This window comes from Marinomonas epiphytica (assembly GCF_054780655.1).
The window spans coordinates 43,853-70,105 of the sequence record NZ_BAAGVX010000006.1; the positions used below are offsets into that span (position 1 = coordinate 43,853).

Sequence of the window (26,253 nt, forward strand, 5' to 3'; positions counted from 1 at the left end):
GAATTTAAGGAACGTATTATGTCGAATAGTCTAAGTAACTTGTTCGAAAAAAACAGGGAATGGGCTGAAAAAGTACATGCTGAAGACCCTGACTTCTTTTCTAAACTTTCAGAGCAGCAGTACCCAGAATACCTTTGGATTGGCTGTGCTGACAGCCGTGTGCCTGCTAATCAAATTGTAGACTTGCTACCTGGTGAGGTTTTTGTACACAGAAACATTGCGAATGTGGTCGTTCATACAGACCTAAATTGCTTGTCTGTCATTCAATATGCGGTTGATGTATTAAAAGTAAAACACATTATGGTAGTAGGTCATTACGGCTGTGGTGGCATTAAGGCCGCCATGGGGACTGAAGATAATGGCATGATAGACAATTGGTTGCGGCATATTAAGGATGTGCATCGTTTGCATAAAGCGGAAGTTGATGCCATTGAAGATGACCAGCAACGTTTTGACCGAATGTGCGAATTGAATGTTGCTGAACAGGTATTACATGTTTGCCAAAGTAGTATTGTTCAGCATGCGTGGAAAAAAGGCCAAGAGTTACAGGTGCATGGTTGGTGTTACAGTCTGGAAAACGGCCAGATTAATGATCTTGAAGTAACCGTTTCTAATAATCAGGAAGCGCAACAAAAACTTGCGGGTTTTTAAGTTTGCGCTGAGTCGTCTGAAACAGACGAAGGGCTATTAGATTGTCGTTTCAGCAATGGCTTTTGAGCACCCAGCAATGCTCGACCTTAACCAAATGTGGCCTGGGTCGTGTTGTAACAGAGGGCTCCAAAGCATTTTTAGTTCTATGGGGGGGACATCAAAGGGTGTTGGGACTACGGCGACTTTATCGTTGCCTTCCATAAGACGTGTGGCCAACGAAGGCAAAGTTGCAATTAATCCAAGTTGCTCAGTGGCTCGCATGGCAACATTATAGTTTCGGGTGAACAGGCGAATATTGCGTTTATGGCCCAAATCGGCGAGTGTGCCATCAACCCATCCTAACTTTTGAACTTCTTCTGGCTGAATACCCACCCCAACACCGAAACCTGTTTTGCTGACCCATACATGGGATGCCGCTAGGTAATCTTCTAGGGTTAACTCTTGTGCCAGAGGGGAGTCAGCAGGCACCAAACAAGAAAACGTATCTACCCACACCGATTTCTGGTGGAAAGATTGGGGTAAGGTGTCAAACCGATTAATAACCAGATCGACTTTGCCTTTCTCTACATCGTGGAAGCTAACATCACTGGGGTTCATAACATCTAGGATGACGTTTGGCGCTTCCTTTTGTAGTTTTTTCATTACAGGAGGAATGAGTGTTGCTTCCGCATAGTCACTGGCCATAATACGAAACACACGGGAGCTAGATTCTGCCTCGAAACTTTGGCCTAGGTGTAGAACTTCATCCACGGATTGCAAGATAGTCTCTACCCTTGGTTGTAACTGAATGGCAAGAGCGGTTGGCATCATGCCGTCACTGGTGCGAACTAGTAAAGGGTCATGAAATAAATCTCGTAAACGTCTTAAGCCATTGCTCATTGCAGGTTGCGTAATACCTAATTGGTTTGCCGCATGGGTAACATTTTGCTCCCGCAAGAGCGAGTCTAAATAGCGAAGTAAATTGAGATCAATTTTGTCTAGTTGCATAGAGTCGTGAGCCGAGGGTCGAAGATAAGGTTACATCATACTGTATTTTATAAATGAAGAGTATCCTTGAAAAATGTAAGGGCAATGGTTCGAATGGATAAATAGCCATTCACGAAACCTTACCCCTACTTATTTTCCTTCTAATTCGGGTATTTTGCTAATTGCTCAATCACCTCATAACAGGCTCCCATGGTGTGGTAATCTGTTTTACCTGCTGGGCTTTTGCAATCGTCGATGGCTTGGTTGTCTTGGGTGAGAATACGATACCAAGCACCATGTTGATGATCTATCATATGCTGCCAACTGTATTGCCATAGTGCCTCATAGGCTTGCCAATAACTTTCCTCGCCAGTTCGCAGTGCTAACATAGCAGCAGCAGCGAATGACTCCGCTTGAACCCAAAAATACTTTTCCCCATCACACACTTGCCCTTGAGGGTCGTAGCCGTAACACAACCCTTTGTTTTCCTCGTCCCAAGCATATTGCCAGGCTATATCAAACAAAAACTTGGCTTTGTCGAGTAGCCAGCTTTGCGGTTTGCGTTGATCAATCAAGAGTAGTAATTTCGCCCACTCAGTTTGGTGGCCTGGTTGGAAGCCCCAAGGGCGAAAGAGGTTTTTAGGGTCCTCTTTGTTGTATTCCCAGTCAATTTGCCAATCGCTTGTGTAGTGCTCCCAAATTTGCCCATCTGAAAGGTCTGCCTGACGCTGACAGATGTTAGTAGCGAGTAAGGTTGCACGTGTTAAAAATTGTTCATCTTGAGTGGCATCGAAAGCAGCGATCAAAGCTTCACAAGAATGCATGTTGGCATTTTGCCCGCGGTAAGGGGAAGTCTTCGTCCAATCTGCTGATATTTCGTCTTTATAAAGCTGGTAGTCTGCGTCCCAAAAATGTTCTTCCATCAGCTCAAAGGTTTCGTAAATCCAAGGCTTGGCCTCTGTTACCCCTGCTTGGTAGGCAATAGAGTAGGCTAACAATACAAACGCGAGGCCGTAGCAATGGTTAGTCTCGTCGAGGTTTTCATCTTTACTCAGAAGCCAAACATAGCCACCCTTGTCACTTTTATGGCGAGTGCGTAAATAGTCAAGGCCGTGTTTTGTTGCGGCTAAGTATTCCTCTTTTCCTTCGGCGATATAGGCCTTGGCGTAATTAAACACAAAACGGGTGCTACTCACTAGGTGGCGGGTATCAGGATCGTAAATATCGCCATTGTCTTTAAAAAATTGAAAGTAGCCGCCTGCAGGGTCAAGGCATATTGGGTGGTAAAAGGCCATGGTGCTCTGAATGTGTTGGCTCAAAAAAGAAGGAGACTGGAAGTCGTTCGGCTGTTGCATCTGGTTACCTTAAAAAAGAGTGTTTTATCTATAATATAGGCTGCGGAATAATTAAATCAACTAGATTTATTAATTATAATCGTTAGACTGCTTTTTCCCATTAAGGTTTATTTTTATGAAAGCATCTGGCAGTACTTCAGAACAAAGCCGCTTATACAATGAACGGACTATTCTTCACTTGGTAAGGCGCTATCCGGACATATCTCGTGCTCAAATTGCTAAGCGCACTGGCCTGAGTGCACAAACGATCTCTGTGATTACTGCCTCCTTATTAGAGCGAGAGCTACTGCAAGTCACAGGCAAAATCACTGGCGGAAGAGGGCAGCCGTCTATCAAACTAAGCTTGAATGCTCAGGGAGCTTATAGCCTTGGTATTAATATTGACCGTAATCAAATTAGCGCGGCGTTACTGGATTTCTGTGGCCATACGATTTTATTACTGGAAGAAAAAGTATCGTTTCCTACGGAGTCGGTCGCTAAAACCATTGCTCGCGAGTTAATTGAAAAGGTGAAAGGTGCCCTTGGAAATGAGTGGCATAAACTCAAGGGGATAGGTCTCACTCGTCCTGATAACATGGCAAATTGGCTAGAAAGTTTGGTATTGGATTCTTCCCAGAGAAATCAGCTTGCAAAGCTAGAAAAAGAGCTAGGTTATTGGCAATCAGATAGCTTTGAAGCATGGTTGGAGGGTGATTTTTGCATACCTTGTTACCGAGCAAATGACGCTGTTGCCGCCGGCATACGTGAAGTCTTATTTCCAACTCAAGGCAATGTTCACGAGCACTTCTTTTATTTGTATGTGAGTACAGCTGGTGGCGGCTGCTTTATCAGTGATGGTGAGTGTTATTTAGGAGCCCATGGTAAGGCTGGCCGGTTTGGCTTATTGCCCACCGCAACTGGCCGCCATGGAAAGTGGGTGTTAGAAGCCTTGTCTTTGTCTTCTTATGAAAGGTTCTTGGCAGCAGCCAACTCATCTTATGACGAGCAAATGGAGGCCGAGTTTGCTTCAAAATTGACGACTCAGTGGGTCAGCGAAATCGTCACAGAGCTTTTGCCAGCTATGTTCTCCGTGTTGGCGCTATATGATCCAGGTGCTGTGATTCTTGGGGGGCGCTTGCCAACGCCTTTAGCAGAACAATTACAGCAGGAGCTAATAAAGCAACTTGCTAATCACGATATTCTCACATGTCCAGCCCTATTGGTGGCACAAAGTGGTTTGTCGACTGGGGTACTAGGGGCTGCTATTCTGCCTTTATACGAAAGCTATTCCCCTCAAAGGCAGCAATTATTACTTGGTACTCCTTAGCGAATTACCTTTAAGCAAATAGAGAGAGTCCTTATGCGTTTAGAAATTCAGTGTGAAGACAGAATTGGCATGATACGCGAAGTGCTGGATTTGTTTATCCCTCACCAAATTGATTTACGCTTAATTGAGGTATCCTCAAGTCGTCGCTGTGTGTATTGTGGCTTTTCAGATGTTAACTTTCAGCGCCTACAAAAACTCTTAGCAGACCTGCGGCGCTTAAAAGACGTAGAAGATGTTAAAACCGTTTCTTTTACACCATCAGAACAAGAAGCGAATACCCTGGCTACGGTTTTAGAGGCCTTGCCTGAGGGGGTTATTGCCCTAGATACCAAGGGAGTCATCACCCTGGCGACAAAGCGAGCATCAGAAGATTTAAATACACCCTTATACGAACTAATTGGGCACCCGCTACAAGAGTTTATCAAAGGCATTAATTTTACGAAAAGTACTTGGAATCAATTGCAGCAAGGTATCAGCAAGCAGGTGAAGATATCTAGCCAGATTTACTTGCTAGAAATGAAGCCTATTTGGGTTGCCTCTGATGAAAAAATTAAGGTGCTTGCTGGTGCGGTGATTCACTTGAAATCTCAAGCGCGTCTGGCGCGCCAGACAGAAAACTTTAAGCAAGAGTTTCAAAAAGAAACCCGATTAAAAAGTTATTTTTCAAATGGCGTGTGTAAAAGTGCTGCTATGCAAAGGCTGTTGCAACAAGCTCAATCATTTATTCATATGCAACAGCCTTTGTTGATAACCGGGGAGCTGGGGAGTGGTAAAAAGGACCTTGTTCAAGCCATGTATCTGCAAGCGAAGCTAGAGTGGCATCATGAAAGTGAATGTGTAATTAAAGCAGCAGAAGAAATTAGTGAAGAAGACATATTAGCTCTTGTTGATTTCTCCGGGTGGTATGTTATTGAAAATGTTGAAAAACTGTCTAAACAGGTACAAAAACTGCTCACTAAACTTCTCAAAGAGCGAAGTCGCCATGGTGCAGGAACACCTACAAGTCTGCGTTTAGTGAGTGTATCTGGTTTGAACCAACAAGCGTTGTTAGCTCACCCTAATTTGGATTCAAACTGCTACTTCGCTTTGGCAAATTTGTATTTAGACGTTCCCCCTTTAAAAAATAGAAGAGAAGACATTCCTGCTTTAGCACAACAATGTTTTAAGGACTTAGCGGCAAGGTATCAAAAGCCCTTGCCAAAGTTGACCAAAGGCGCATGGGCAAAATTAACGCTTCATACTTGGCCTGGCAACATGATTGAGTTAGAAAACTACTGTCGGCAATTATTAATGAGTTTATCTCATATACCTTGGGAGGCGGATGATATTCCCCTGTACTCCAGCGATGGAAACCAAGCAATGACCTTGGTTGATGGCTCTTTAGATAAAACCATTAAACAGTGGGAGGCGGATCTTCTGAAGCGCTTATACCCAAAATATCCCAGTACGAGAAAGTTGGCGAAAGCGGTTGGTATGAGCCACAGTGCCATCGCTAATAAATTGAAAGAATTTGGTATTGCGCTGGATTAGAGCCAAATTAGTCTGCGTGAGCTAATTTGGCTGCACCCAAACATTATTGTTGGTGCTTACGTTTGCTCAGAGGGTGCTTCTTCTCTTGTTTGATTCTAATAGGCTGTAGCTTTGTTTTAGGTTGAGTGAGCTGCTTATGAATATTGGCTAATAAGAAAGCCATTACTGCGCACGTACTAGCAAAAAGCATAAATTCAAACATGGCGTTTCTCCTGCTGATTATTGTTGTGCCATTAAGAATGACGTATTCCCTTGTCTTCGTAAAGCCCAATGTGTTGCAGAATGAGCAAATAGGACGAAATTTTACAAAACAGTCACAAGTTATATCTGTCTCGTAACAGTTTAGCGACAGCATTGTCGTCATGGTGCCCGATGACTTCATGGGCTTTCTCTTTCACTCTATCGAGGGCGTTGCCCATAGCATAACTTTGATCAGCTAATGCAAACATAGAAAGATCGTTATCACCGTCTCCAAACACCACTAATTGGTCGGCGCCAACCTCTTGTTTTAATTTAATTAACGCTGAACCTTTGCAAGCATCGCTGTGATGTATGTCTAGCCAGTAGGCATCAGGGTTATAAATACCACCACCAGAATAGGCGCTAAGGTGTAAATGTTGTTCACTGTAAGCGACAATACGTTCAACAGACGTTGGCAATCCCATGGCGCTAATATTCGTAATGCGAGCGGTTTTGGGCATTTCTTCTATTGGGCGAAGGTCCATCTTGTCATGGTTACCCAGTTCATTGGCTATATGATCACAAAGATGTCCTTGAACTTTTGGGTGATACACTCCTTGCTGACCGTCGTTTTCAATGCAAAAAATGAAAGGCGTTACCTTTTGTTCTTCAAAGTAGCCAAGCACCTGAGTGAGTTGTTCTGGCTTTAAAAGACTGTGGTATTGGTAGCTCTGAGTGTTAGGGGACCACCACTCAACGCCATTTTTAAAAATTTGTGTATTCTTAAAGGCGTGGTTCGCAATACAAGGCATAGCGGCCTGATGAGTACGGCCGGTCGCTATAGTATAAAAGATCCCTGCCGCATCCATTTTTTGGAGGGTTTCTATGGTGTAGTCAGATAAACGCTGTTGGCTGTTAAGTAGAGTACCGTCTAAATCGAAGGCCACAAGTTCCATAATTACCTCATTAGCGAATGCAGGCTAAACAGCCTGCATTATTGTCCGAAAGGATTATTACTTTTTGAGTAGCGGCATAGTAGGAAAAGAAACCCCTTGCCAGCCATGTTGCATAAACTGACGAATATTCTGATGGTCTGCACCGTCAGGATACTGTAAAACGTCAACTCGGTAGAAATCGCCAAAGAGGTGTAGGGTACTTGCTTCATCTAGTTGGTTGAGTTTCGCAAAGGCCAAGATCTTGCAAGAACCATTATTCTCGTTATTTGCGTTCTCCTGCTCGCCATTTTTAAAAGCGGTTGGGGTAAAAGTATAGTCTGCATCTATGGTGTTCATAACGTCTTGAAACTGAATTTCTTCAGGTGATGTACGGACGTGTTGAAGGAGAGTTTGTGTATCAGACATGCTTATTCCTGTGTGTGATTAAGTTGAGTCGCGCTATAGTGAGTCACTAATTTATAGCAAGTAAAGGATAAAATACCACATATGGCCATGGTGGCGACCATGGGGACGAAAGTGCCGTTATGTAGAATACTGATAATAACACCGCTTAGGGCACCAAAGGAAAAGCGAGATGCGCCAGCAAGGGCGGTAACGCTACCATTATTGTTGCCCGCATGTTTCATGGCCCCGGCCATAAAACCACTGCCTAAAATACCAATAGAGCCCATAAAGGCCATGCCGCACATAATAATAAAAGTAAGAGGAGGTTGGTCGATAAAGCTCAGTGCAAGCATCGCCAAAGCGGCAATAAACATGGCATGCACCGCCCACTTAGTTAAGGTGGGAGAACCGACTCTTTCAACAAAGCGACTGTTAATAGTCGATGCAATCATAATGCAAATCACATTTAGTCCAAACACGAAGCCAAACTGGGACGCTTCGATCCCATACAGTTCGATGTAAACAAACGATGAACCGGTAATAAAGCTCATCATGCCAGCAAAGTGAAACGATCCTGCACCAATAAAACCAACGACCGTGGGGGTCTTTAATAAAATGCCATAGTTTTTAATGGCGCTTTTAAAAGACAACGGCATTCGCTTTTCTTGGCTGAGTGTTTCAGGAATGGTTATGCGAAACAGAATGAGCCCAAGGCAGGCGATTAACGCCAAAAAGACAAAAATGTAGTGCCAGTCCAACAAGGTTAAAATGGCACCGCCAATAATCGGTGCGGCTAAAGGTGCCAGAGCCATGACCAGCATGACCATAGACATAGCCTTGACAAACTGATCTGCTGATAAACCGTCTTTCACTAATGCCGGTACGCAAACGGCAACACCAGCACCGCCAATCGCTTGTATGGCTCGGCCTACGAGCAGCATTTCGTAATTCTGAGACACAGCACAGACAAGGCTGCCTATAACAAATAAGATGAGCCCGCCTGAGATGACTTTTCGGCGACCGATCGCATCAGAAATGGGGCCAAAGACAATTTGCAACAGAGCGAAAACGACCAAATACATGCTCAACGTCATTTGAATTAAGCTAATGTCTGTGTCTAATTGGCGGGCAATAGTGGGTATGCTAGGAAGGTAAGCGTCAATAGCGAAAGGCGTCATGCCGGCCAGCATACCGAGAACAAGAATTACGGGAAGCGTCAGTTTCATTTAATGAATTTACCTTCGTCCTTAAACTGAATGAATATTATTTAGAAAATAATCTGGTCACATTATAATCTTATTCTGTTGAGAAATATGCGTTGAATGAGGGAAACACTATGACATTGTTTTCTCTAGCACTCTGAGTTTTCTCCCTAAGCTGGTGTTTATGAGCACCGCGTGTTTCAATCTCGCCTTAAATATTAGTCAGTAACTAGGGCTGGCTTATCTGCTTCATAAGGATGTTTATGTTAAAGCTTTTTGAAAAATGGGTTAGCGCTTTTCCACCATTAGACACTCGCCCCATCCCTAACTCCTTGTTCGCATTCTGCCGACATTACACTCGAGGCGTAGAGTTGCCTCTTCTTATGATGTCTTTACTGACCGCCAGTATCGCCATACTAGAAGTGACCTTGTTTAGCTTTATGGGGCAGTTGGTTGACTGGCTAGTAAATAAAGACCCAAACACCTTTTTCGCAGAAGAAAGTAGCCGCTTAATTTGGATGTCGGTTATGTTATTAGTGGTGTTGCCAGTGTTGTCCTTTTTGCACTCTGCCGTGCTTCACCAGACCTTACTGGGGAACTTTCCCATGCGCATTCGCTGGTGGGCGCATCATACCTTGCTGCGTCAAAGTATGACGTTCTTCCAAGATGAATTTGCCGGAAGAGTGGCCACGAAAGTCATGCAAACGTCGCTGGCTGTTCGTGAAACAGTCATGAAACTGCTGGATGTGTTGGTGTACATCGGAGTCTATTTTGTTTCTATGTTGGTGTTAATTGCAAACGCAGACTATCGACTCATGCTGCCGCTATTAGGTTGGTTAGTTTGTTATGTAATGTTGCAAATTTACTTCGTGCCTAAGCTAAAGCGCATTTCGACCGAACAAGCCGATGCTCGCTCTTTAATGACCGGACGAGTCGTAGACAGCTACAGCAATATTTCTACTGTTAAACTGTTTTCTCACAACCAAAGGGAAGCAGATTATGCCCAAGAGGGTATGGCGGGCTTTTTGAAAACGGTTTATAAACAAATGCGCTTGGTGACTTGGCTAAATGTAGGCGTTCAGTCTTGTAATTACCTGGTGACCTTTGTGATTGCGGCCCTGTCTATTTGGTTATGGGCTGATAGTGTTATCAGCATCGGTGCCATTGCCATTGCCGTCAGTTTGGCTCTACGACTTAATGGCATGTCCCAATGGATTATGTGGGAAGTCAGTTCTTTATTTGAAAACATTGGCATGGTGGCAGATGGCATGCACACCTTATCTAAGCCGGTGGCGATTGAAGATAAAGAAAACGCTCAGCAGCTTGAAGTAAAGCAGGGTGCGATTGAATATCAAGATGTGTATTTCCACTACGGAAAAGAAGATCAAAAAATCATTGAAGCATTAAGTTTGGCTGTGAAGGCCGGTGAGAAGGTTGGCTTGGTAGGGCGTTCAGGAGCCGGTAAGTCTACCATTGTGAACTTGTTAATGCGTTTTCATGATGTTGAAGCGGGTAAAATTTTGGTAGACGGTCAAGCAATTAACCAGGTGACGCAAAACTCCTTGCGAGCCAATATTGGTATGGTGACCCAAGACACTTCTTTATTGCATCGAACCGTTAGAGAGAACTTGCTCTATGGTCGACCAGAGGCCACAGAAGAAGAAATGATCGCAGCGACCAAGCAAGCAGAAGCCCATGACTTTATTTTGACCCTCACTGATCCTTATGGAAACACTGGCTACGACGCTATGGTAGGTGAGCGTGGAATTAAGCTGTCTGGCGGTCAGCGCCAGCGAATAGCGATCGCACGAGTTTTGCTTAAAGACGCGCCTTTATTGATATTAGATGAAGCGACCTCGGCCCTCGATTCAGAAGTAGAGGCGGCAATTCAAGAAAGCCTTTACAAGCTTATGGAAGGCAAAACGGTGATCGCAATTGCGCACCGCTTGTCGACCATTGCTGCTATGGATCGTCTGGTAGTGCTAGACCAAGGTCGTATTGTAGAGCAAGGTAGCCATGACGAGCTGGTTCAGCAGGGCGGGATTTACGCTACCTTATGGGCTCATCAAACTGGCGGTTTCCTAGCGGAAGACATTGAAACACCTTGATGGCAAATAAAAAGTTAAGGAGTGAACTATGACGTACGTGCTGTTGTGTTTGGCTGTGTTGGCTGAGGTGATTGCGACAACGGCATTAAAGTCCTCTGATTCCTTCACCAAAATAGTGCCAGTGACTATTTTAGTTGTAGGGTATGGGGTGTCATTCTATCTGTTAAGCATCGTGATGAAAACGCTACCAACAGGCATTACCTATGCAATTTGGTCTGGTTTGGGAGTGGTGTTTATTTCGGTCATTGCCTTTGTTTACCACAATGAAAAGCTGGATTGGCCTGCCATAATTGGATTGTTTTTTATTATATTGGGGGTGGCGGTCATTAACGTGTTTTCTAAGTCCGTTAGTCACTAGGGTTAGTCACTAAGAAGCCACTCGGCTGGGGTATTAACTCAGCCGAGTGGCGTCCAATTAGGCATGAGTTTGTTTAAGTCTTCCGCGCTTGTTTGATAACCAAATAAATTGATACGGCAACAAGGTCACTTTTGCTAAATGGTCGTCGTATACCTGCTCAGTGATCAGGTCTACCCAGTTGTCCGTAGCGATTAAATTAAGTTCTGACAAGTTAAAGCTCACGGGTTGATCCGTTATGTTGTACACCGCAAACAGGCTTTGGCGGCGATCAAGGCTCTGACGCCAGAAAGAAAATAAGCCGTCTCCCATGTGCAATATATATTGCGTAGCATTTGGATGAAATGCTGGTTGCGCTCTGCGTATCTTGGTGAGGCGAGTGACGTTTTCAAACACCTGCTTATGGTGAGTTGGTGTATTGAGAACATGGTCTAGGTCTTCCATGTCCCAAATGTGTCGGTTAATAGAGCGAAATTGACCGGTATTATCAACGCGTTCTAAATCGTTTTCCGTGCCAAATAAGCTATGAATATAGAAAGCGGGTACCCCTTCAAGAGCCATCATTACTCCGGCAGCACATAAAAAGCGAGCCAGTTGCCACTGGTCAGGGCCGGCCTGAACCGTGCCCGCTAGGGCATTCCATAAGCTGATATTGATCTCATAAGGTTTTGCCTCCCCTTGAGGAGTGGTGCGCGAGCTTAGTTTACCGCCAAACCTTTGCATTGTGCTAATGAGGGTTTGTAGCTCCCAATCGGTTAATAGCCCTTCGGTAGGGCGCAAACCGACTCCATCATGAGAAGCAATAAAATTAAGATAGGTTGTCCCTTGCTGAGCTGGTGGCATGCTCATTAGCCATTGTTTTAAATGTTGGCAGTTACCCGTAATTAGGCTGTTAATTAGCAAAGGGGGAAGGGAAAAGTTATAAATTAAGTGTGCTTCATTGGCGTTACCAAAATAGGTGAGGTTTTCCTGGTTAGGAATATTGGTTTCGGTGATGATGACTGACTCAGGTGCATAATGTTCTATCATGAGTCTGAGTAAACGAATCATTTCGTGAGTTTGCGGTAGGTTGATGCAGTTTGTGCCTGGAATTTTCCACAAAAAGGCCACGGCATCTAATCGAAACCAGCGAATGCCTTTTTCTAAATAGAGTCGAATAATTTTCAAAAACTCTAATAACACTTGTGGGTTTTCAAAGTTTAAATCTACCTGATCGTGGCTAAAGGTACACCATACGTGCTTCTCGCCATTTTTAGTTTGTACTTCTCGTAGTAAAGGGGATGTTCTTGGTCTCACCACCGCAGATAAGTCACTATTCGGGTCACCTTCGTAGAAATAGCTCGCCCCTGGTTCCACGCCTGCTTTGTAATTTTCAAACCACATACTGCGGCTTGAACAATGATTAATGACCAAGTCTCCCATGACTTTGACTTCCTTGGTGAGCTCGGTGACATGGTCCCAGTTGCCACAAGACGGGTTGACCGTAGTGTAGTCCATAACACTGAAACCATCGTCTGAGCTGTAAGGAAAGAAGGGCAGTAGGTGAACGGCAGAAATGCTTTCAGCCAGTTTGTTTTTAACAAACTTGGTTAAGGTTTCTAGTGGTGCTTCTTCTCCAGATCGCAAGGTGTCTGCATAGGTGATTAGCATGATGTCAGACTGGTCCCAGATATTTCTGTGGGGGCGAGGAGACTCGGTGGCAGGGCTAAGGTTAAAGGTCTCTAGGCAGGATTTCGCAAGGGCCGTTGCGTCTAACTTGGGATATAGGGTTTGCAAATGGCCAATTAAGCGTTGAGTGAGTTGTGACTGTTCTGTATTTTCCATATAGGCCTGCCTAGTGTGTTAAATGAATGAAGTTAAGCCGGGGAGCCGGCTTAATGAGTAACCGTATGATGATTGTTAGTTATTTCGGTCCATATTCCGCCATGTCTTGTTCGACCGCTTTAGCGAGCTGTTCCATCACACCAGGGAAGGCACTTTGGACACGGTTCCAGCTTGGTATAAAAGGCGCTTCCATTGGCTTTTCAAGGTATTGATTACCTGCCTTCATAATGTTGCCAGCAAATAACTCCACCGCTTGCTCTTCTGAATGGACATCCAGTTTTAAACCGTTTATTTCCGCATCGTTGCGATACACTTCGATAAAATCTAAAGCCACACGGTAATAGGTCGCTTTGATGGTTCTAAAGGTTTCTTGGTTAAAAATAATTCCATTAGTGGCCAATTTTCTAAAAATAGCTTTAGTGATATCGATAGACATTTTAGAGAGACCACCGTCGTCATTATCGGCCGACAAATCTTGGTGCTTGTGGTCATAAACATCGGCAATGTCTACTTGGCAAAGTCGGTTAGTAGAGTAGTTTCGGTGCATTTCACTCAGTACGCCAATTTCCAGCCCCCAATCGCTTGGAATGCGAATGTCTGTCATCACATCGCGACGGAAGGAAAACTCACCAGCAAGTGGGTAGTGATAGCTGTCTAGGTAGTCCAAGAAATCCAAGTTACCAAACACTTTCTTCAAGGACTTTAATAATGGCGTGACCAGCAGTCGACTCACGCGACCGTTCATTTTGCCATTGGCAGTACGTGCGTAATAGCCTTTGGCAAATTCATAGTTAAAGTTGGGGTTGGCGACAGGGTAAATTAACCGTGCAAGTAGTTCTCTATCATAGGTGACAATGTCACAGTCATGCATGGCAATAGACTCGGCTTCACCTGCTGCTAAATTGTAGCCCATGCAGAACCAAACATTACGGCCTTTGCCTGGGTTGGTAGGGGATAAGTGCTCTCCTTTAAGTACGCCGTCTATTTCTCTCAAGCGTGGACCGTCATTCCAAAGCACTCGGTGCTTTTGTGGTAAAACGCTAAAAAACTCCAAGGCGTGACGATATTGTTCTTCAGTGGCTCTGTCTAATCCTATGATGATTTCAGATAAGTAAGGAACCTGTTGTAAATGCTTAATGATGTTGGGCATGGCATCGGTTTCTAGCTCAGAATACAGGCAGGGCAGAATCAATGACATTGGCCGCGTTTTAGCGAAGGCGCAAAGCTCTTTTTCCATGTCCTCTAAGGGGCGTTGAGCCAGATTGTGGAAAGTAGTAATAATGCCGTTCTGATGAAAATCACCCATAATTTGAGTCCTTTATTATCTTAATTTTACGAATCTATGTTGTTGGTCTTTAAACGTGTCAGTACTTCGAATACCGCGTCACACCAGCCAGCAGGGCCTTCCTGCTGACTGACTTGTGCATCGTGTCGATTAGGGATTTTAGGTGGTGGATGGGAAGGAGAACGGATGATCACAGGTAGATCAGATATTTCTAACATACCAATGTCGTTCTCTCCGTCACCCAATGCCATGGTAGTGACCAATGTTTTGTTGTGTGATGAATACCATTCAGACAGCCAAAGCATGGCGTTGGCTTTATCACACTGGGCCCCCATGAGGTGGGCAAAGCGCCCGCCTTTTTGTACATGAATGCCCAGTTCTTTGGCGTCAGCTTTCAATTGAGTAAGGGCTTCATCGGTGTCTTGCCAATAAAGAGGCTCAGTGAATTCACGCTGTAGTGCAAGTTCTGCCGAATTTGAATCTAGGCCTGTCAGTTGGATTAACTTTGCAGGAGTCATATCGCTAAAAGCGAGAAATTGATAAGTGTCTTGTAGTCTGTCTTTTAAGGTGATCAGGTCATCACGATTTGGACCAAAGCTTTTTACCCAATAATCGCCCTGTTCGATAAGTGGTTCTAATGGGGGCAGTCCAAGGGATTTGGGTATGTATACTGCAGAGCCATTTTCCACAATAAAAGGGTCTTGGTGGTTAAGAGATACGCGAAGGGCCTGAAGCTCGGCGTACGTTTTGCTGGTATTTAGAATACAGGGGAATTGATGCTTCTTTAACGCCTCTAGGGCTTTGATAGCCGGTTCAAAGCTATAAGTGTGATGATCAAGTAATGTGCCATCGAGATCTGTGAAGACTAGCAATTTGCTCATAAGTTACCAAAAATGATTGCCTAATGATAAATGATTAACTTGCAAATCTGGTGCCAGTAAGTGAAAGTGTCCGCTTCTTTTGTTGTTTGGAACACATTTTTATGCCGGTTCAAGGCCCCCGCTTAATGGTTATGGTTGCTTTTGCGTTAATCGCATTTGCAGCAAATTCAGTGCTTTGTCGATTGGCCTTAGCGGAAGGTTTGATTGACCCTGTTAGTTTTACATCAATACGTCTGTTTAGTGGGGCGCTCACTCTAGTTTTGTTAGTGCTTTTTCAATTAAGTAATCAGAAGCGACAGGTTTTGAGCCTGATTTGGCACAAAGGCAGTTGGAAAGGTGCGGTGGCATTGTTTGTCTATGCGCTAGGTTTTTCTTATGCCTACGTTTCGCTAGCAACTGGGCTTGGCGCTTTAGTTTTGTTTGGAGCGGTGCAACTGACCTTAATTGTTCTAGCGGTGTATGTTGGTCAAAAGCTGAGTTCGATAGAATGGTTAGGGCTGATTATCGCCTTTGCGAGTTTTGTATATTTGGTGTCTCCAAGCATGGAAGGAAAGGGCTCTCTACTCGCTGTGTTTTTGATGATGATGGCCGGGATAGCTTGGGGTGCTTATACCTGGTTTGGTAAAGGCGTGCAGGACCCTCTCATGATGACGGCAGCGCATTTTATAAGGACAATGCCATTCCTATTACTGCTGCTAGTGGTGACATTCTCTAGCCTTCAAATCAGCGCTTTAGGAGTGCTCTGGGCAGTATTGTCTGGGGCTATCATGTCAGGGCTTGGTTACGCCCTTTGGTATGCGGTTTTGCCTAGCATAAGTACCTCAAGTTCCGCTGTGTTACAGCTTTTAGTACCTGTCATTGCTACAGTCGGTGGGCAGGTATTTGCAGGTGAAAGTGTCACCATGCACTTAATTATTGCAAGTGTTGGGGTCTTAGGAGGGGTATTGATGGTGATATTAGGGAAAAAGAAACTCTAGAGCGCCCCTATTTGGTGCAATAGTGTAGTGATGCACAGTGTTGGTAAGCGATTAGGGTGCCACTGTGAGGCACCCTGCCTGCTGATGATTTACTCTTTACTCGTTTACCAAGGCTGCATAAGCTGTCATGAAGGCGTTTTCCTGAAACGCTTTGAGTCCTGACTCTTTAAAGCTAATGGGTAAGGGAGAGTCTTTAATGTTCTCCTTTGCCTGCTTGCTACTCAGTAAATGAACTTCTTGCTGGTCAATTAATTGGATTGCCGCTTCAATTTTGAACCCAATAGCACTGCCAGCGAACTTTCCTTTGGTTGGGCGCTCTCGAATAACGACTTGCTCAACTTGATAATCTTCAAATAGCTTTTTGAGTGTCGACTGAAAGCGCAGTAGTTGTTGGCTGCTACTTTCTTTGCCAAGGGTGTGACGGACCTGTCTGCAGTCGATAATTTGAAACAGCCCATCTTGTTTATCGAGTAAGCATAAAATGGCTTCGTTACTCTTGATGTCTACACCACATGTGATCATCTTAATTACCTTACAATTGTATGACTCGTGATTATCGCATACTGCCTTGTTTTGCATAGAGTAAATAATACTACTGTGAAAACACTGACCAGTAGAACAAAAAGGTGATTTGTTCGAATTCCAGATGAATCCACTGTTTACTTTATATTGACTTTATTTTGTTAATAGATATTGCAACAATGCAGGATAATATTTTATTAAAAATGAATTTTCGATATTTTATTCTGCTTATCTAAATAAGTAGAAGCTTTATTCAGTTGTACAAGGTTAGCAAAATGGATACCTCTACCCCCCAAAACATTCCTTGCCCAGTCGTTAAAACATTGGACGAAATTTTACCTCAAGAACCTTTATTAATGATGGGAGCAGGGCCTGTTCCAATTCCTGAGCGTGTTGCGAAAGCGAACTCGGTGGTGATCAATCATTTAGGTGGCGCCATGGCGCAAGTTATTGATCAAGTGAAAACAATGGCGCGATACGTTTTTCAAACACGTTCTGAGTGGGTTTTAGGTGTGGCAGGCCCGGCCTCAGCAGCAATGGAAATGGCGGTAGCGAATTTATTACAGCCCGGCGAGAAAATTCTCTGTATTAATAATGGCTTTTTTAGTCACCGCATGGCTCAAATGGCAGAGCGCGTTGGGGCTGAAGTGGCTCAATTACATGTGGCTACTCATGAAGCTGCAGACCCTGAACGGGTGAAGCGCGCTATCGAAGATAACCGACCAAAAGTGGTTACTCTCGTGCAAGGTGAAACGTCTAACACGGTCTTTAATCACTCTTTAGAAGAAATTACTAAAATAGCCAAGTCTTACGGCTGTATTGTGGTCGTGGATGCCGTGTGTACCTTAAGCACCATGCCGTTAAAGATGGATGACTGGCAAGTAGATGTGGTTATCACTGGTGGCCAAAAAGGGCTTTCATCGATTCCTGGTGTTTCTTTATTGGTTTTTTCGGATCAGGCTTGGCAAGCAATTAAAGACCGTTCAGTACCAACGGCTCAGTGGTGTTTTGATGTCCGTTTAGCTGAAAATTTTTGGCATAACGATGGCTATCATTATACCGCCCCTGTTTCTGGCATCATGGCGTTGCACGAGGCTTTGAAACTAGTATGTGATGAAACTCTGGAAGTGAGGTTTGCTCGTCATCTACGTTGTTCTAAAGCCTTGCAGACAGGGGTTGAGGCAATGGGGTTATCCTTGTTTATTCCACCCTCTGCAAGACTTAATTCTGTGGTTGGCATTGATATTCCTGATGGTTTGAGTTCGAAGCAGATTTGTCGGCATATTTCAGAGATCTATCGAGTAGAAATTGCTGGATCATTTGGCCAGCCTATTGTCAGGATAGGCCAAATGGGAGAGCAATGTCGAGAGCATAACCTGTTTAGAACCTTGCATGCCCTGGGCAGTACTATGCGCGACTTAGGAGTGAAAGTGGATCAGCCAAATGGAATGGCGGCAATGGAAGCTTACTTGCAAGCTGCTCCAAGCCGCCAAAATAAAGTGGCTTAGATTTCGACTTTATTATTTGTTATATGCGGAGTTTTCTTTGTGGGCATTAAGCTGGCAAATAACGCTCCGCAAGTGATAAATACGCAAGCCAATAATTGCCCTCCGGTTAAACTAGCCTCAGTGAATAGTGCAAGCCATGCCGTAGAAAGGGCGGGCGCGGTATAAGACAGCACGCCAAGCAAAGATAGATTGCCTCGTTTCACCCCCCAGTCCCAGCAGAAAAAGGCAATGCCAACAGGGCCTAGACCCAATCCTAAAATAGCGAACCAGCTACACATTGAAACGTCTAGATACGTTTCTTCTAATAAAAGATGCGTAGCTCCTGCCAATAGAGCAGTAATCAAGCAATACCAAAGCACGGCGCTTGATGGAACGGCCTGAAAGCGACGATTGAGAACAGAGTAGCTTGACCAAATAATGGCGCAGGCAAAAGCGGCGCCGTACCCAGTCCAATCATAGAGCGTGCCATCTAGTTGCGCATTTCCATTCGTTTTATCACTTAGCATGATGCCTGTGCCAATAAAGGCAACCACGGCACCGATTAAGTGAGGCCATTGCAATTTTTCACCCGTCGTCAAGCCTGCTAATAAGACGATGAGTAAGGGCCATAGGTAGGCGATTAAACCGGCTTCAACAGCGGGCGCATGTTGAAAGGCGTAAAAATAAAAAAAGTGATAAAGGAAAAAAGCTCCCCCGCAAAAAAGCATGGAGAACAGTGGAGTTTGCTCCCAAGACGCTCTAAGCTCTCCTTTAAGCCAGTAGACTATAAAGAACAGCACACTTGCTACCGAAAACGTTAAACATAACAAAAGAAGGGGGGGCACCAAGCCTGCTCTGGTAGTAAACAATGCTAGTACACTCCAAAGAAAAATTGCTATAGAGCCTATGGCTGTTGCAGATGAACGGTTCATTAACAGGTCCTTTTTTTAATTATCTGAATCGGCTCATATTACGCTATTTGAATGTGCGCAAGTGGTGTAAAAGCGCGGAATGATATGTCAAAAATCGCTATGAATGAACATTCGCTTACAATTATTTTGTTTGTGACAGGCGATTGACAGGATGATGACAGTTTGGGTTGATATGGTCGTAAGCATCAAATCACAATACTAACGGTTAAGTGCTTTGAGAATGAAAAACAAAAATAATAATCAGGAGATCATAATGCTTAAATCTTTATCTTTGAAATCCGCTCTAGTATCTGGCGCAGCAGTTCTAGCCTTAGCTGGACAAGCTCATGCATTTGAACCTGCACGAAGTGCTGAGTGTATCGCCCCGGCTAACCCTGGCGGTGGTTGGGACTTTACTTGTCGTAGTGTGGGTAAGGTGCTAGTTGATTTAGATTATATTAAAGGTAATGTTAAGACGGTTAATATGCCGGGTGCAGGTGGTGGTGTTGCCTTCGCTCACACGGTTAGTAAACGTGAAAAAGACGCTAATCTCATTGTTGCAGCTAGTACTGCTACAACGACTCGCCTTGCTCAAGGCCAATTCCCAGGAATGAATGCAAGTCAAGTTAAGTGGGTCGGCACATTGGGAGCCGATTACGGTGTTATTGCGGTTAGCAAAGACTCTAAATACGCAACGTTAAATGATTTAATGGCGGCTCTTCGTGATGATCCTACTTCTGTTAAATTTGCTGGTGGTAGTGGTTCTGGTGGTTGGGATCACCTTAAAGTGCTTATCGCTGCGAAAAACTCTCAAGTAACTCAATTACCTCAAATTCGTTACCTTGCTTTTAATGGCGGTGGCGATGCATTGGTCCAGGTAGTGGGCGGTCATGTTGATGCTTTCACTGGAGACGTATCAGAAGTAACGGGCTTTATGGATTCAGGCGATGTTCGTGTACTTGCTGTATTAGCTGAGCAGCGCTTACCAGCACCGTACGATACTATCCCAACGGCTATGGAACAAGGCATTGATGCAGTCGCGCCAAACTGGCGTGGTTTCTATGTGCCAGGTAATGCTGACCCAGCCTCTTATGACTGGTGGGTCAACACTATGGATGGTTTGTACGAAACGCAAGAGTGGAAAGACATCATGGCGAAGAATGGTTTAATGCCATTCCATAAGTCGGGTGCTGACCTTACAGAGTTCGTAGACCAGCAAACCTTAGACATCCGAATCTTGTCACAAGAAATTGGCTTAATTAAATAACATTTGGCTGATTATTAGGAGGGGCGTTCGCTCCTCCTACATTCCGATATTTCAATTTAACTCAATTGGAGCAGTACGATGCGCGTAAATGATCGTGTGTTTGGTATGCTTATGCTTCTATTAGCCGTGGCGTATGGCTATGAAGCAACGCAATTCCCAATTCCGTTTGGTGGTCATGAGACTGTTGGCCCCAATACATTTCCAATAATTTTATCAATTGTGCTGGGTGTTAGCTCAGTGTATATGATTGTTCGACCTGATCCGGACACACCATGGGCGCCAGTATCTATGCTAATTGAGCTTGCTGTAGTGTCCTTATCTATTATGGTGTTTGCTTGGGCGATCGAGCCATTAGGTTTTCTTATTTCTGCGACGTTAGTGGTGAGCTTTTTATGTTGGAGAATGGGGGTGACAGTCACTAAGAGCCTCATTACCGGTGTTGCCAGCTCAGTGTTTATCTTCTTTTTGTTTAACACTGTGTTGGAGTTGTCTCTACCACTTGGCTTGTTGGAGTTTTAATATGGACACGTTAAGTTTATTGCTACAAGGCTTTGCTGTTGCCTTGACACCTGAAAGCATCATGTTCGCCGTATTAGGGGCGATTCTAGGAACGCTGATTGGTGCATTGCCTGGCTTAGGGCCTTCTAATGGTGTTGCTATATTAATTCCTCTTGCTTTCAGCTTTGGGTTATCACCAACTTCTTCTTTAATTCTATTGACGTCGGTGTATGCAGGTGCCATGTATGGAGGGCGAATTTCGTCTATCTTGCTGAACATTCCAGGTGATGAGCCTGCGATGATGACGTGCCTTGATGGCTATCCTATGGCGGTAAAAGGTAAGGCCGCTGAAGCTCTTGCTATCTCCGCCATTGCGTCTTTTATAGGTAGCTTTATTGCAACTATCGGCTTAGTTATCTTGGCACCTATTCTGGCTCGCTTTGCATTAAAATTTGGTCCGGCAGAATACTTTGCGCTCTTTACACTAGCGTTTGCCACCTTAGGTGGGATTACTGGTAAAAATCAGTTTAAAACTCTCATGGCTGCCGCTATTGGGTTAATGATTGCGACCGTTGGCATCGATTTATTATCAGGGGTGCAGCGTTACACCTTTAATAGCTTGGAGCTGTTTGAAGGAATTGACTTCATTATTGCAATTGTGGGTTTGTTTGCGATTAGTGAGTTGCTATTTTTCCTAGAAAAACACGCAGGTGATGGGCTTAAACAGGTTGCCATTAACAAACTAAAGCTTAGCCCTAAAGATATTATAAGAGTATTGCCCGCTTCCTTGAGAGGCTCGGTTCTTGGTTTTATCTCGGGTGTCTTACCTGGCGCAGGGGCGTCACTGGGCAGCTTTATCAGTTACACGCTAGAAAAGCGCGTTTCAGATAAAGGTGAGTTTGGTAAAGGGGATTCCCGTGGTGTTGCGGCCCCTGAAGCTGGTAACAATGGTGCGGCTTCTGGTGCACTTGTTCCTATGCTAACACTTGGTGTGCCTGGTAGTGGAACAACAGCCGTTTTATTGGCTATGTTGATTTCTTTGAATATCACACCTGGCCCTATGTTGTTCCAACAAAATGCAGACCTTGTTTGGGGTGTCATTGCAGCCATGTTTATTGGTAACTTGGTGCTGTTGTTATTGAACATCCCAATGGTTGGTATTTTTGTTAAGTTGCTGAGTATTCCGCCAAAATACCTTATGCCCATCGTGACACTAGTAGCTTCCGTTGGTATTTACTCTGTTAGTCATAGTGCGCTTGATTTGTATTTTATGGTGGGCTTTGGGGTGATGGGTTATATCTTCCGTAAAGTAGAAATACCACTTGTTCCTATTATTTTGGGCATGCTATTGGGGCCTGAAATGGAGAAAAGCTTGCGTCATGCTTTGGTGCTTTCTGAAGGCGATTGGAGTATCTTGTTTAGTAGTGGTCTTAGTATTGGGTTGTGGGTAGTGGCCATCTCAGGGCTAGTGTTGCCTATGATTATTGGGCCATTGGTGAGAAGGAAAATGCGCCAATCGAAAAAAGCAGATTAATCCACTTTATTAAGTTGTATAAGTGAATCAAGGTTCGAGGGTTAGTCGCTCTCGAACCTTCGTGCTTTAGTAAGACGAGTAATCTATGGTGAAGATATGCGTATATTAGTGGTTGAAGATACTCAGGTGCTGGGTGAGGCAATTCGTGAACGTCTATCGAGTCTTGGGCATGGGGTAGATCTGATTAGTGACGGTAAAAAAGCGGATGAACTATTAAAATACCAAGAAGTGGATTTAATACTTTTAGACCTTAACTTACCAGGCTTATCAGGTTTGCAATTGCTGCAAAAGCTGCGACAACGTGAAGATGTAACGCCTGTGTTAATTTTAACTGCTCGTGATCAAATTGAGGATCGAATTCGGTTATTAGATGAAGGGGCTGATGACTACCTGACTAAGCCTTTTGATTTTGGTGAACTGGAGGCGCGTTGCAAGGCATTATTACGTCGCCAGCATGGCTATGCCACCAATATTACAGAGCATGGTAATATTTTAGTGGATCGAGACAGTCGCCAGGTCTTTGTAAATAAAGACCTTAGGGCAATTACCAATAGGGAGTTTCGTTTGTTGGAGATTTTTTTAGGGCACCTTGGGCGAGTGTTGAGTAAAGATGAGATAACAGAGCACTTATTTAATTTTGACGATAACCCCAGTCCGAATGCGATTGAGTTATATGTGGGTAGACTAAGAAAGAAACTGACCGACAGCGATCTGCATATCAATACGTTACGAGGGATTGGGTATGTGGCCCAAATACAGAAAAGCAACTGATGCTGCTGATTCATCTCAAACTGGGATTTCGCCAGAAACCTTGTTTGAAGAAAGTCGTGCGCTAAAGCGCGCCCCCTCTTTGCGCTTTAGGCTGATTTTGGCAGGGGTTGTGGTCATTGGTATCATTGCCGGTTTGGCGGTAAATTTAGTCTTTAATTACAGTCAAAAGCTTGCAGACCTGTCTTTTGACCGATTACTGCGCAGTGCTATTTTGCAGCTGGATGAAAATATTATCTGGGTACATGACGAAGTAAGCATTGATATTCCTTGGTCTGCTTTTGCGACTTTGGCGCAAGCCAATGAAGACCGTATCTTTTATAAGGTAGAAACCCTTGAAAAAGGCATGATTACAGGCTATGACGATTTGCCAAGCCTACCCCCTAAGCCAGCTCAGGAAGGGGAGGTTATTTTTTATGATCAACTGTATTCAGGAGAGAAAGTACGTTTTGCTTGGTTAGAAAAAAGGCTGACCGAATCGGAAACGGAACAAACGGTTAGAATTATTTTAGGCCAGACCCGTTTGTCTCGGGAGGCAATGGCCTCTTCTGTGACTCAACGTGCTGTTCAGGTTATTGTATTAATTGCACTGGTGGCGATTTCTATGATTATCATTGGTAGTCACTTGGTACTGAGGCCGTTGCATCGTATAGAACGGGATCTTGAAGAACGGTCATTGGGCGATTTAACCCCAATCGCGATAGACACACCAAAAGAAACTCATCACTTAAAAGTGGCTATTAATCACTTTATGGCGCGCCTGCAAACGAACCTACAGCAGTTAGAGAACTATACGACGGATGCGGCTCATCAGTTAAGAACACCACTAGCCAGCCTGAAAGCATTAGCTGAAAATGCTCGCGATCAAACGACTCCTCATAGTCAGCATCAGGCCTTAGAAAACATAGTTGAGCAATGCGATACCCTAAGCCGCACTGTCACACTGCTTCTTAATCAAGCTGTGGTTTCCCATAGAATTCAAACTCAAAAATTGGCAGTAGTCGATCTTGTGGAGGTTGTGTCTGGCTCTTGTCGTGACCAAGCTTTAGTCGCTCTAGACAAAGGCGTGCGCTTGTCCCTTGAAACCTCTTTGAAAGAGGCGCTTATTTTAGGAGAGGGTTTTGCTTTATCACAAATGCTACAAAACTTAATTGAAAATGCCGTTCGCTATACCAAGGTAGAGCAGGGTAGTAGTGCAGAAGTAATTATTCGATTAATAGAAGGTCCAGGATTCTATCGCTTATCAGTGATTGATTTTGGCGAAGGTATTTCTGACGTAGATAAGAGTAGAGTGTTCGAGCGGTTTTATCGAGGACGTTATGACATTGCAGGGAGTGGTGTGGGGCTTTCCTTAGTCAAAGATATTGTCGATTACCATGCCGCTAGTGTTGTTATTTTAGACACAGTTCCTAAGGGAACCAGTATTCAAATCGATATTAAAAAATATGTAGGAGGGCGTTCAGATGCTTAGATGGTTACTCGTATTGGTTCTTGGTTGTTGCAACGCTTTGTATGCTAATCCCGTATATTTCGGTCATCCAGAAGCACCTCGAACATTAGTTGTTCATTCTCCTGTGGATTTGGAGTCTTTCTCACCTATTTTACAAGCTTTTGTTGCACTACATCCTGAAATTCGCCTTGTTTATCGAGACCTTAACTCATCCGACTTGTATCGTCAGACTATTATAGAGCATGAAAACCCCACTGCCAGTTTAGTAATGAGTAGTGCCATGGATTTGCAGTTAAAGTTGGTCAATGATGGCTTAGCGCAAACCTATCGTTCGGAGCGAACTGACAGTCTTCCAGCCACCGAAAAATGGCGCAATCAAGTGTTTGCTTTTTCTTACGATCCTATTGTTATGGTGGTTAATAAACGTCTTTACCCCGGGGAACCACCGTCCGATAGGCAATCTTTGTTAACGACTATTCGTCAAAATGAAGAGCTCTTTACCAGTAAAATTGGCACCTATGATATTCGTACCAGTGGTGTCGGATATTTGTTGGTAAGCCAGGATGCGCGCCAAGCTGATGCTACTTGGGGGCGACTATTGGAAGCTTTTGGTAGTCATGATGTGCAAACTTATTGTTGTTCACGGGACATGATGGATGATGTCGCTGACGGTAAGCTGATGGTTGGCTATAATTTGTTGGCTTCTTATGTGTCCCAGCGGGCTCGCATCGATGATAATTTGGTTATGGTTTTGCCAACAGATTACACCTTGATGCTAAAGCGAGTCGCTCTCATTCCTAAATACGCTCCTAATGCCCAAGACGCGGGTTTACTGATCGACTTTTTGCTGTCTGATATTGCTCAACAAATGATGGTGAGTATGGGCTTAATGTATCCAATTAAAAGTGATTTAAGAGAATTGGATTCACCATACTTTGCTCAAGCTTTAGGGCCAACTCGTTCCATTGAGCTCGACCAGCAGTTATTGGTAGGTCGTGATAGTGCTAAGCAAAAAAGGCTGATCCAAAGCTGGGAAAGCGCGATCGAGAACGACCATGTAAAGCCTTGATTAGACTCTGAATTGGCTTGGGGTACGGCCGTAATGTTGTTTAAAGAGTTTTATCAATGAGCTGGCATCAGCAATGCCCACCTGATGAGCAATGTTGTCTAGGGTAATGTGGCTCTGACTAAGTAACTGTTTGGCTTTATTAAGCCTTAAACGGATCAAATATTGTTTAGGAGTAAGGCCAAGATGGCGCTTAAACAAAAGTGTGAGTTGACTTTGGCTTAAATGTACGCTTACTGCGAGTTCAATCATCTGCCAATTACGTTGGATGTTTTGATCTAATAGTTGTTTGGCTTTTTGTAAGCGACGATCTGATAGGGTCAGCTTCTCTTTCGGTAGAGGGAGTAGGTGCTCAAGCATGGCAAGAGCATGGGGCTCAAGCGTTTTCTGCTGGGGGGATAATTGCCCTAAAAATTGGAAAAAGTGTTCAGCAGCAGACGAAACAGACACGAAAGCGTGTTCGCTGATTAGGTTAGCATCCCAGTAAGGAAGGTTGTTTAGCACTAAGCACTGGTTGTCTTGTTGAGCAAAGTAAGCGTGCTCATAGTGCCGCGAGATCAGGCAAGCCTTGCCAGGTGTCACCAAAGACTGTTTGCCGTCCACTTCTAATTCTAATTGGCCAGTTAACGGAATGACGATTTGAGTGTGATCATGCTGGTGGCACGGAGCGGTATTTTGATAAGAAATCAATTCAATGTGCTGACGCATGCACGACCTCATGAGAACCCAATACTAAATACCGTCAGATTACTGGAATAACACTTATCTAACAAGTTTAAAGAGTGAAGAG

At 44.2% G+C, this 26,253-nt stretch carries 25 protein-coding genes; 13 read left to right on the top strand and 12 right to left on the bottom strand.

From position 1 onward, the window contains the following. Positions 1-18: 18 nt before the first annotated feature. On the top strand, positions 19-651 hold the full coding sequence (gene can, locus ACYVGZ_RS03085) for a carbonate dehydratase (protein WP_460751048.1): 633 nt from the start codon (positions 19-21) through the stop codon (positions 649-651). Positions 652-687: 36 nt separating this feature from the next. On the opposite strand, the gene ACYVGZ_RS03090 is transcribed toward can, so the two are convergent. Together ACYVGZ_RS03090 and ACYVGZ_RS03095 are read right to left on the bottom strand one after the other, a co-directional pair. Continuing rightward, on the bottom strand, positions 688-1,638 hold the full coding sequence (locus ACYVGZ_RS03090; protein WP_460751051.1) for a LysR family transcriptional regulator: 951 nt from the start codon (positions 1,636-1,638) through the stop codon (positions 688-690). A gap of 140 nt (positions 1,639-1,778) precedes the next feature. Beyond that, positions 1,779-2,972: an AGE family epimerase/isomerase gene (locus ACYVGZ_RS03095; protein WP_460751055.1), complete on the bottom strand. Its 1,194-nt coding sequence runs from the start codon at positions 2,970-2,972 to the stop codon at positions 1,779-1,781. 115 nt (positions 2,973-3,087) lie between these two features. On the opposite strand from ACYVGZ_RS03095, the gene ACYVGZ_RS03100 reads away from it, so the two are divergent. Together ACYVGZ_RS03100 and ACYVGZ_RS03105 are read left to right on the top strand one after the other, a co-directional pair. Next, the gene (locus tag ACYVGZ_RS03100; RefSeq protein ID WP_460751058.1) at positions 3,088-4,278 is read left to right on the top strand and encodes an ROK family transcriptional regulator; all 1,191 of its coding nucleotides are present in this window, start codon (positions 3,088-3,090) and stop codon (positions 4,276-4,278) included. A gap of 33 nt (positions 4,279-4,311) precedes the next feature. After that, the gene (locus ACYVGZ_RS03105) at positions 4,312-5,808 is read left to right on the top strand and encodes a TyrR/PhhR family helix-turn-helix DNA-binding protein (protein WP_460751061.1); all 1,497 of its coding nucleotides are present in this window, start codon (positions 4,312-4,314) and stop codon (positions 5,806-5,808) included. Between the two features lie 43 nt (positions 5,809-5,851). Here ACYVGZ_RS03105 and ACYVGZ_RS03110 read toward each other — a convergent pair whose 3' ends face one another. The 4 genes from ACYVGZ_RS03110 to ACYVGZ_RS03125 form a co-directional block, all read right to left on the bottom strand. Further along, on the bottom strand, positions 5,852-6,010 hold the full coding sequence (locus tag ACYVGZ_RS03110; protein WP_460751063.1) for a hypothetical protein: 159 nt from the start codon (positions 6,008-6,010) through the stop codon (positions 5,852-5,854). A gap of 112 nt (positions 6,011-6,122) precedes the next feature. Further along, entirely contained in the window at positions 6,123-6,944 is an 822-nt protein-coding gene (locus ACYVGZ_RS03115) for an HAD family hydrolase (RefSeq protein ID WP_460751066.1), read from the bottom strand. A gap of 57 nt (positions 6,945-7,001) precedes the next feature. Beyond that, the gene (locus ACYVGZ_RS03120; RefSeq protein WP_460751069.1) at positions 7,002-7,349 is read right to left on the bottom strand and encodes a HopJ type III effector protein; all 348 of its coding nucleotides are present in this window, start codon (positions 7,347-7,349) and stop codon (positions 7,002-7,004) included. 2 nt (positions 7,350-7,351) lie between these two features. Then, a complete protein-coding gene (locus tag ACYVGZ_RS03125; protein ID WP_460751072.1) occupies positions 7,352-8,554 on the bottom strand; it encodes a Bcr/CflA family multidrug efflux MFS transporter in 1,203 nt (400 codons plus the stop codon). Positions 8,555-8,793: 239 nt separating this feature from the next. Here ACYVGZ_RS03125 and ACYVGZ_RS03130 point away from each other — a divergent pair, with 239 nt between their 5' ends. Then, positions 8,794-10,638 carry an ABC transporter ATP-binding protein gene (locus ACYVGZ_RS03130; protein WP_460751075.1) on the top strand — a complete coding sequence of 615 codons (1,845 nt, stop codon included), beginning with the start codon at positions 8,794-8,796 and terminating at the stop codon, positions 10,636-10,638. A 28-nt stretch (positions 10,639-10,666) separates the two neighbouring features. Then, on the top strand, positions 10,667-10,996 hold the full coding sequence (locus ACYVGZ_RS03135; protein ID WP_460751078.1) for a DMT family transporter: 330 nt from the start codon (positions 10,667-10,669) through the stop codon (positions 10,994-10,996). A gap of 57 nt (positions 10,997-11,053) precedes the next feature. On the opposite strand, the gene ACYVGZ_RS03140 is transcribed toward ACYVGZ_RS03135, so the two are convergent. From ACYVGZ_RS03140 to ACYVGZ_RS03150, 3 genes are all read right to left on the bottom strand, one after another. Further along, a complete protein-coding gene (locus ACYVGZ_RS03140; protein ID WP_460751080.1) occupies positions 11,054-12,817 on the bottom strand; it encodes an alpha-amylase family glycosyl hydrolase in 1,764 nt (587 codons plus the stop codon). A 79-nt stretch (positions 12,818-12,896) separates the two neighbouring features. Next, positions 12,897-14,123: a glycosyltransferase family protein gene (locus ACYVGZ_RS03145; protein WP_460751083.1), complete on the bottom strand. Its 1,227-nt coding sequence runs from the start codon at positions 14,121-14,123 to the stop codon at positions 12,897-12,899. 26 nt (positions 14,124-14,149) lie between these two features. Continuing rightward, positions 14,150-14,983 (bottom strand): HAD-IIB family hydrolase, encoded by an 834-nt coding sequence (locus ACYVGZ_RS03150; protein ID WP_460751086.1) that lies wholly within the window; start codon positions 14,981-14,983, stop codon positions 14,150-14,152. A gap of 101 nt (positions 14,984-15,084) precedes the next feature. Between ACYVGZ_RS03150 and ACYVGZ_RS03155 the strand changes: the two genes are divergently transcribed. Further along, a complete protein-coding gene (locus tag ACYVGZ_RS03155; protein WP_460751090.1) occupies positions 15,085-15,960 on the top strand; it encodes a DMT family transporter in 876 nt (291 codons plus the stop codon). 96 nt (positions 15,961-16,056) lie between these two features. Here the strand turns inward: ACYVGZ_RS03155 and ACYVGZ_RS03160 are convergent, their stop codons facing one another. Continuing rightward, on the bottom strand, positions 16,057-16,482 hold the full coding sequence (locus ACYVGZ_RS03160) for a DUF3010 family protein (protein WP_460751093.1): 426 nt from the start codon (positions 16,480-16,482) through the stop codon (positions 16,057-16,059). 275 nt (positions 16,483-16,757) lie between these two features. On the opposite strand from ACYVGZ_RS03160, the gene ACYVGZ_RS03165 reads away from it, so the two are divergent. Next, entirely contained in the window at positions 16,758-17,990 is a 1,233-nt protein-coding gene (locus tag ACYVGZ_RS03165) for a pyridoxal-phosphate-dependent aminotransferase family protein (protein WP_460751096.1), read from the top strand. Here ACYVGZ_RS03165 and yddG read toward each other — a convergent pair. Beyond that, entirely contained in the window at positions 17,987-18,901 is a 915-nt protein-coding gene (yddG, locus tag ACYVGZ_RS03170) for an aromatic amino acid exporter YddG (RefSeq protein ID WP_460751099.1), read from the bottom strand. The genes ACYVGZ_RS03165 and yddG overlap by 4 nt on opposite strands. Before the next feature lie 253 nt (positions 18,902-19,154). Between yddG and ACYVGZ_RS03175 the strand changes: the two genes are divergently transcribed. The 6 genes from ACYVGZ_RS03175 (at position 19,155) to ACYVGZ_RS03200 (ending at position 25,466) form a co-directional block, all read left to right on the top strand. After that, complete coding sequence (locus tag ACYVGZ_RS03175) at positions 19,155-20,147, top strand: Bug family tripartite tricarboxylate transporter substrate binding protein (RefSeq protein WP_460751102.1); 993 nt, start codon at positions 19,155-19,157, stop codon at positions 20,145-20,147. A gap of 78 nt (positions 20,148-20,225) precedes the next feature. Further along, positions 20,226-20,666: a tripartite tricarboxylate transporter TctB family protein gene (locus tag ACYVGZ_RS03180; protein ID WP_460751105.1), complete on the top strand. Its 441-nt coding sequence runs from the start codon at positions 20,226-20,228 to the stop codon at positions 20,664-20,666. A 1-nt stretch (position 20,667) separates the two neighbouring features. Continuing rightward, a complete protein-coding gene (locus ACYVGZ_RS03185) occupies positions 20,668-22,179 on the top strand; it encodes a tripartite tricarboxylate transporter permease (protein WP_460751107.1) in 1,512 nt (503 codons plus the stop codon). Positions 22,180-22,275: 96 nt separating this feature from the next. Beyond that, positions 22,276-22,950 (top strand): response regulator transcription factor, encoded by a 675-nt coding sequence (locus ACYVGZ_RS03190; protein ID WP_460751110.1) that lies wholly within the window; start codon positions 22,276-22,278, stop codon positions 22,948-22,950. After that, positions 22,922-24,418 (top strand): sensor histidine kinase N-terminal domain-containing protein, encoded by a 1,497-nt coding sequence (locus ACYVGZ_RS03195; RefSeq protein ID WP_460751112.1) that lies wholly within the window; start codon positions 22,922-22,924, stop codon positions 24,416-24,418. The genes ACYVGZ_RS03190 and ACYVGZ_RS03195 overlap by 29 nt, the downstream gene beginning before the upstream one ends. Beyond that, positions 24,411-25,466, top strand: coding sequence for an ABC transporter substrate-binding protein (locus tag ACYVGZ_RS03200; RefSeq protein ID WP_460751116.1), 1,056 nt, complete (start codon positions 24,411-24,413; stop codon positions 25,464-25,466). Before ACYVGZ_RS03195 ends, ACYVGZ_RS03200 begins: the two co-directional genes overlap by 8 nt. Here ACYVGZ_RS03200 and ACYVGZ_RS03205 read toward each other — a convergent pair whose 3' ends face one another. Continuing rightward, complete coding sequence (locus tag ACYVGZ_RS03205; RefSeq protein ID WP_460751119.1) at positions 25,467-26,171, bottom strand: helix-turn-helix domain-containing protein; 705 nt, start codon at positions 26,169-26,171, stop codon at positions 25,467-25,469. Positions 26,172-26,253 lie beyond the last annotated feature (82 nt).